This window comes from Streptomyces sp. NPDC026062 (assembly GCF_055568375.1).
In genome coordinates this window covers 1-7,406 of record NZ_JBVHOQ010000096.1, presented here as the reverse complement: position 1 = coordinate 7,406, position 7,406 = coordinate 1, and the positions used below count along the sequence as shown (strand labels likewise).

The 7,406-nt window shown below is 66.6% G+C and carries 4 protein-coding genes; 1 reads left to right on the top strand and 3 read right to left on the bottom strand.

Features of this window, described 5'->3' with window-relative positions; genetic code table 11:
• Positions 1 to 347 precede the first annotated feature (347 nt).
• Together ACZ4LX_RS37575 and ACZ4LX_RS37570 are read right to left on the bottom strand one after the other, a co-directional pair.
• On the bottom strand, positions 348 to 1,769 hold the full coding sequence (locus tag ACZ4LX_RS37575) for an IS1380 family transposase (RefSeq protein WP_467651810.1): 1,422 nt from the start codon (positions 1,767 to 1,769) through the stop codon (positions 348 to 350).
• 300 nt (positions 1,770 to 2,069) lie between these two features.
• Complete coding sequence (locus ACZ4LX_RS37570; protein WP_467651812.1) at positions 2,070 to 3,719, bottom strand: thiamine pyrophosphate-binding protein; 1,650 nt, start codon at positions 3,717 to 3,719, stop codon at positions 2,070 to 2,072.
• A 175-nt stretch (positions 3,720 to 3,894) separates the two neighbouring features.
• Between ACZ4LX_RS37570 and ACZ4LX_RS37565 the strand changes: the two genes are divergently transcribed.
• Positions 3,895 to 5,307 carry an NAD(P)/FAD-dependent oxidoreductase gene (locus ACZ4LX_RS37565; RefSeq protein WP_467651814.1) on the top strand — a complete coding sequence of 471 codons (1,413 nt, stop codon included), beginning with the start codon at positions 3,895 to 3,897 and terminating at the stop codon, positions 5,305 to 5,307.
• Here ACZ4LX_RS37565 and ACZ4LX_RS37560 read toward each other — a convergent pair.
• Positions 5,250 to 6,833 (bottom strand): class I adenylate-forming enzyme family protein, encoded by a 1,584-nt coding sequence (locus ACZ4LX_RS37560; RefSeq protein ID WP_467651816.1) that lies wholly within the window; start codon positions 6,831 to 6,833, stop codon positions 5,250 to 5,252. The two genes, ACZ4LX_RS37565 and ACZ4LX_RS37560, sit on opposite strands and share 58 nt — an antisense overlap.
• Between the last annotated feature and the right edge of the window lie 573 nt (positions 6,834 to 7,406).

The following is a 7,406-nucleotide window of genomic DNA, read 5'->3' as shown; positions in this document are numbered from 1 at the left end:
CAGCGCCAGCCCCACATCGTCACCGGCTACTTCAAAGCCCCGCACGTCCGATACGTCCTCGACGAGTGAACCCAATGAGTTTCTGATCAATAGTAGGGCCTGGTCATGTTGGTGCAGGGGCTGACATGTCGCGGTGACAGGTGGGGCAGGCGCCGGTCCAGGTCGCGAGGAGTATCTGTAGCTCGCGGATGACTCGGTAGAGGCTTAGCCTCGCCGTTTCAGTTGGGGCTGCTGAGCGGCTGAGCGAGGTTGTTTGAGCTCGTGTCGGCCGGTGGCGATGGTGAGGGCCCGACGCGGGGTCGGGTTCTCCGAGGTCCTTTGAGTCGAGGATGGGCGGGGACGGCGAGTCAGCTGGCTGGGCGGGGCAGTGCGGCCAGTCGGTGGAATGCGGCCGCGAGCTCATGCCGCCAGGGCCAGGTCTCCGATATCCGTAGGCGGAGGCGGCGGCCGCCCCTGGTGATCCGGGCGGCGACGTGCAGGATCCGGTAGCGGAGTTTCTTGGGTTCGGCAGTCGCGAGTTCGCCGTCCAGAAGGAGGACGCGGGTCCAGGCGAGGAGGTCGATCGCCGCGAGGCTGAGTTCGAGCCAGGCGGCGTTGACGCCGAAGTCGCGGGAGGGGAAGCGGCCGGAGCCGGTGGTTTTGCCGCACCGGATGTGATCCTCGACGGTGGCGTGTCCTCGGTGACGGACCTCCAGGAACTGGGCCGAGCCGGAGGCGAATGGGGTATCGGTGAGGAAGACCTGATGCCGCATGCCCTCGTCCTGGTCGAAGAGTGGGAGCTGGGCTCCGGGGTGGGGGCGTTCGCGGCGGACGATGATGCGGGTGTCGGCCGGATAACCGTTCAGGTCGGTCATGCCGGTCAGTTCGGCGACCTCGGCGGACTCGCGGAGGGTGCCGTCCTGGTTCAGAGCGGGGTGCCAGACATGGTCGGGCAGGGCTCGGATCGCGCGGTGGACCGGCTCGGCAACGGCGTATCCGACCGAGAAGAAGGTGCGGATTCCGCGTGTTCGCAGGTTGCGAACGTGAGTGAGGAAGGACTTTGCGGATCCGGCGCTGTCGGTGCGGACGAGGATGTCGGTGCCGTGCCGGTGGGCGTCGGGGATCTGTGCGAGAGCGTCGTTCAGGACCACGATGTGGTCTGCGGCGGTGTTGGCTCCGGCGTTCCCGGGCCGAAGGCGCCCGCACATCGCCTCGCCGGTGTTGGCCAGGAAACACAGCGGAGGGTGGAACCCGAAGCCGCCTTTGTAGGTGGGTGCGGCCTGGTTCTTGTCTGAGTGGCAGGTGATCAGCGTGGCGTCGATGTCCAGGACCAGGCCGGGCAGTTCCCATCCGCCGGCTGTCGCTGCCGGTATGCCGCCGCGGGTCTCGGATGTTTGCAGCCAGGCCACTTCCCGGGCCTGGGCGCGTGCCGAGCGCAGGCGGTCCAGTACGTGTTCGTCGACGGCGGCCAGCAGCCGCCAGGCAGTCGGTGTCGGGGCGACCGGGCCGAACACCTCGCCCTGGGCGCGCCGCACGGCCAGATCCGTGATGGTCTGACCGCCGTCAGCCACCGTCACGGCGAGGTCGGTGGCGATCCGGCCCGGGTCATGACCGGTGCCTCGTGGCCGGAGCGGTCTCAGCGCGGTGGAGTACGCGCTGGTCAGTCCGGTGACATCGGCGAGATCAGCCAGCAACCGTGCCCCGGCATGCCCGACCATCCCGGCGCCGTCCGCCGAGACATGAAGCCTGGGACGAGAACCGATACCCTGCACGCAGAAAATGCCTTCCACCTGGACCGACAGAACCCCTCGACAAGGTTCATCGTCCCAGCGCAGAAGGCACTTTCGCGTTACCGCCCATGATTCGGACGGACCCCAAGTGAAAGCCCGAGGCTAGCAGCAGTTCAACCGCGACTCGTACAGCGCAACCGCTTCCGCCTTGAACCTGGCGGGGAGTTCTTCATGCCCACGAGATGTCCGTCCCCAGATCCTCAGGATCCAGTGCATCGTGCGTGCATCAGGGGTCAGGATCCTGGACTCTTCCGAACGAGGGATAGGTCGGCCGAGCGTCAGACCGCCAGGTGCTGGCGGTCACATCGGAGAAGGGCGGGTGATGGCGGTGGCCACGAGCGCGGAGGCAGGATTGAGGTAGGCGGGATCGATGTGGATGTCGACAAGGACCACCCCGTGCTCATGGGTGAGCGCCTGGGTGAGGATGCCCAGTTCGTTCTGGCGAGTGATGCGGTAGGCGCGGGCGCCCATAGCGCGGGCGACACCCGCCAGGTCGGGTCCGGTGTAGTCGGCGTGGTGGCCGGGGTGGCCAGCGCGGTGGAGATTGTGGCGTTCCTGCCCGAAGCCGTGATCGTTGAGGACGAAAATTGTCAGTGCGAGCCGATAGCGCACGGCGGTGTGCAGATCGGCGAGGGCCATCATCAGATCGCCGTCTCCGGTCACGTGGTGGACCCGCTGCCCGGGCCGTGCGAAACACGCGCCGATGGCCACCGGCAGTGCCTGGCCGATCGCACCGAAATCGGTGCTCACGCAGGTGAAGTCGCGCGGGCCTGACGCGGCCAGCGTCTGGCAGGCGCTGAGGGCTGCGTGACCGCCGCCGATCACCAGCAGGCGCTGCTCTGGCAGCACACTGCGCAGAGCTTCAAGGGCATCGAGCGGATGTACCGCGCTGTCAATTCCGTTTGCGGGAAGCCGACCGCGCAGGTCACCGACGACGTGCCTCCACCATGGAACGGTCTCGCCCTGTCCGCTGGCGGTGAGCGCGCGTACCAGGGATCGGACACCGACGGAGGCTTCGGTACGCAGGTATGCCTCGTAGGAAAGGTGGTCCTCGGGTGGTGCGGTGTCGATCCGTACAAGCCTGGGCGGGACCCGGCGCCGCAAAAGTGTAGACACGGTCAGAGGGTGCAACGAGGTCCCGACCGCCAGCACTGCATCAGTTTCCTCGAGGAGTTGCTGTCCGCGTCCGTCTCCCATCGGACCCGCGACACCAGCCTCCAGGGGCTGCCCGGCAAACAGACCGGCCGCACGCAGGGTCGTGATCAGCGGCGCTCCCAGCAACCGACCCAGGCGGACCAGCGGGGGGCGCGCGTTCAGGGCGCCGCGTCCGACCAGAATCACCGGGCGGTTGGCCGCAGCCAGCAGGAACGCGGCCCTCGCGGCAGCGATGTCCTGATCGGGCGCGTCGTCCGGTGCGGCATGGCCGACGGATTCCGGTGCATACCCGAGAGAGGGCTCAGTAGGCATATCCTGCACATCGGTGGGCATGTGCAGAACAAAAGGCCGGCACGCGGCCAGGGCGGAGGCCCCACCATGGAGCATGTCGCCTAACTGGTCGGGGCTGGTGATCCTCCCTCCGTCTCCGGCGCACAGCTGCGTGAATGCCTTCTGGTCGAAACGCTGAGGGTTGCTGAGATCCTCCTCAGTGGTGTCCCCTGCGAGCAGTAACACCGGGGAGCTATGGGCGCGCGCGACCGCGAGGGAGGTTGCCGTGTTGGTCACCCCTGGTCCCGAAGTCACCGACGCCACGCCAATGCTGTGGCTGAAGCGGGCGTAACCGTCCGCCATTCCCACTGCACCCGCCTCGTGACGGCAATGGACCACTCGCAGCCCGCCGCGTTGCTCCAGATCGCATATCAGTTCCTGGTTGGCGGCTCCCATGAGTGCGAAAACCGTGGTGGGGCCGCAGGACGATACGAAGTCGACGACCGCTTCGCGCACCTTCAGCACAATCTCACCTCGGCTCATCCGACAGGGCATTGACGTGAGCACTGTCGGTGTAGGAACGAGCAAATGGCTTGCCCTGCGGGACGGGTCGTGCGCACCGGGAGGCCGTCGCATGGGTTCCGGCCAGCCGCGTCGGTGGGGGGTGCCCCGTCGAGGAGCGCGTCCTAGGATTGCTGTCATGACGCGGATAGCGATCATCGGTGGTGGTATAGGTGGACTGGCCACGGCGCTGTTCTCGGCGCGGCGCGGTCACAAGGTGACGTTGTTCGAGCAAGAAGGCCGCCGGGTCGGCAGCGATATAGACCAGGACTTCTTCGGCTGGACACGACCGGCTGTGCCCCACGCCGTCCAGCCGCACGTGTTCCTGTCCCCGGTCCGGTCCGTACTTCTCGAGGAGGCCCCGGATGTGTATGCGGCCATGCTCGGCATGGGTGCCACGACACACCACGAGCTCGACTGGTTCGTCGAACGGCCGCCCGCCCGCCCGGGTGACGAAGACTTGGTGGCCGTACGTGCCCGGCGTATTGTGCTGGAGAAGGCGCTGGCTGACTCGGTGCAACTCGAGTCGGGTGTTGAGACCCTGTACGGGGACCCGGTGGTCGGACTCATCAGCGACGCGCGGCCGGGTATCCCTCGGGTTCTCGGCGTCCGGTCTGCATCGGGGACGCACACGGCCGAACTGGTCGTGGACGCCAGCGGACGCCGCTCCAGGCTCCCGCGTTGGCTGGAGGGCATTGGCAGCCGTCAGGTGCGGGAGGAAAAGCACCGTACCGGCATCTCCTATTTCTGCCGCTGGTACCGGCTGCACCCCGGCAGCGCTCCTCCACAACGAGTCAGGACTACATCGGCGGGCGGTTTTGCCGTCGCGTTGGTTTTCCCGTCCGACAACGGCGTGTTCGGGATCGCAATCGTCGTCTCGACCTCCGATCCGAGCCGCGGCGCACTGCTCAAACCAAAGGTGTTCGATGCAGTCGCGCGCGCCTTCCCCGCACCTGCGGTATGGCTGAAACTCAATCCCGAGCCGGTCTCGGAGGTGCGCGCCATGGCCGGTCTGGACAACCGATGGTGGGGGCTGGCCGACAGGGCAGGACCCGTCGTCGCCGGGCTCGTCGGAGTCGGAGACTGCGTCACCCATACCAATCCCACGCTCAGCCAAGGGGCAGCCCTTGCTCTGCGAACCGCGCAGTGGACGGCCGTCCACGCAGGCACGTCCGGCGTCGTCGACCCCGCTTCGTTCACGGCAGAGCACAATCATTGGACGGTGGCAGAGTTGAAGCCCTGGTTCGACGCGCAGGTCGAGACCGATCGCCTCAGAGACAAAGGGTTGGCTGCCGCGACCGTGCCGGCCGATCCCCGCGCCCGGCCCGGCGACGAGGCTAGCCTGATGGCCTGTTCGCTCGACGATCCGACGGTAATGCGCGCGCGAGCTCAGGTCCGGCATCTCCTCGCTCCCGCGGAACAGGCGTACGGGACGCAGGAGGTGCGGGCGCATCTGGCGCGCTGGCGGGAGTCCCACCCCGGATTCGTTGCTCCTCACGAGGGACCTGGTCGCGACGTGTGGGAGTCGCTCACTCGGGGTCGTGGTGATTGACCCTGCTCATCGGCTACGGCCCGCCGCAGGGCCACTCGGTCGATCTTCCCCAGCGCGGTCCTCGGCAGGCGAGCAACCACGTTGACACGGTCCGGCACCAGGTGGGGTCGGCCTAGTATGGCGAATACGTAGGCGCGCAGGTCGTCCGGGTCGACCTGCGCTCCCTTGACGGGAACCACGACTGCGCGGGCGGACTCACCACCGCTGGGCAATGGTGTCCCGAACACAACCGCCGACAGGACGGCCGGATGGCTGAGGAGGGCCCTCGCGATCTGTGCCGGACTGATGCGCTGTCCGGTATCGCCATGCACGATCGCGTCCGCCTTACGGTCCAGGACGAACAAGTGGCCCTCAGTGCCAAGATAACCAAGATCCCCGGTGCCCAGCCACCCGTCTAGAACCTGTTCGGCATGCGGCAGGTCTTCGTACCCGTCCATCACCCCCGGCCCCCGGACCCAGACCTGACCGATCTCCCCCGGAGCCACCGGGCCACAGGAGGCGTCCCGGATCTCGACCGAGACACCGGGCACCGGAAGCCCAGCCGAAAATAGCAGTTCCGGTCTGTCCAGGTCGTGGTCTGACGGCTGGAGGAGAGAGACAACGCCAGCCTCAGTGAGGCCGTAGAGCTGTTGCATCACTGGGCCAAAGCGGTCTATAGCCCGCCGGAGAACCTGCGGGTCGGTCGGCTCGGCACCGTACCCGATGCGGCGCAACGTAGAACAGTCGGCATCGGACAGACCGGGATCATCCAACAGCCGCTCTAGGAAGCCTGTGTACAGCAGCAGCGCCTCGATGCGCTCGGCCGCGATCTCGCGCAGAACCTCGGCAGAGTCAAACGTGTCATGCAGGACCAGCGTGCCCCCGGACATCAAGGTCGGCAGGACGAAGTGGCCACTCATGTGGGCCAACGGAGTGCACACCAGCCGTCGCTCACCCGGGGTCGCCAAACCCTCTGGTCCTACCAGGGTGCGCAAGTGGTCGTACAAGCCGTGGCTATGCCCAACGCGCCTGGACTCGCCGGTGGTGCCGCCGGTGAACAGCACGGTGCGTACGTGGTCGGAGGTGGCACCGACGACCGGACCGTATGCGGACCCGGCCTCGTGCTGAGAGAAAAGGGGTTCCCCGTCCGTTCCCTGCCCCAGGCTCAGCAGATGCCGGGACCAGCCGAACAGAGCACGAGCGGAATCGGCGTGGGCGGCCTCGAAGACGAGGACCGCAGGGAGGCTCCCTCGCACATGCCGCACCATGTCGCGGCGCGACATGGAAGGACGTATCAGGATCAAACGGCAACCGATGAGGTGTACGGCGAGTTGGAGAGCGACGAATTCGGGACGGTTGCCCGAAAGAATAGCGACCCCTTCACCGGGTTCGAGCGGCAGTGATCGCAGGATGGTAGCGCATTCGAGCGCCGCGTGCCGAAGCCTGGCGTACGACCATCGGCGCCCGTGGTGGACGAGCGCCTCCCTTTCGGGCCACCGCGCGCTGGCGTCCCGCAGCAGCGTATCCGCGTAATTCGCGCCCTTCACTTTCCGGATCCTCCTCGCAGAATCTTGTGGGCACTCCACTTGAATGCGCCCACGTTTCACAGCAAACCTTTCGTGGATTGACACCCCGGCGGAACGAATCCCTGTGCACCCGCCTGTCCGCCTGACCCCAAAGGACTGCCTCTGCGGGCTGCAGAAAAAGCCGGAGCCAGGTAGTGAGAAGGCGGCTGACCGATATCGCCGGTTATCCCATACCAAGAGCGGGGCAGGCAGCACATCGTTTCTCTGCGGCCGGCGAGAGCGCAAGCCTTGTCGATACGCCAGGGACCACAGGCGCTCCAGGGATGCTTGAGGTGATGTGACGACACGCACCAGGGGGCGCATGTAGGGGCGCACGGACACCCCGCTCTTGGATCACCGCAGCCTGCCAAGTGCTCAGAGCAGACTGGCCGCGCACTGTGGAACGAATGGGCATCAAGGCGGGTTGAGTTTCTCAGAGCACCACGTTGCCCAGAAGACGCATATTGATCAGAAACTCATTGGGTTCACTCGTCGAGGACGTATCGGACGTGCGGGGCTTTGAAGTAGCCGGTGACGATGTGGGGCTGGCGCTGT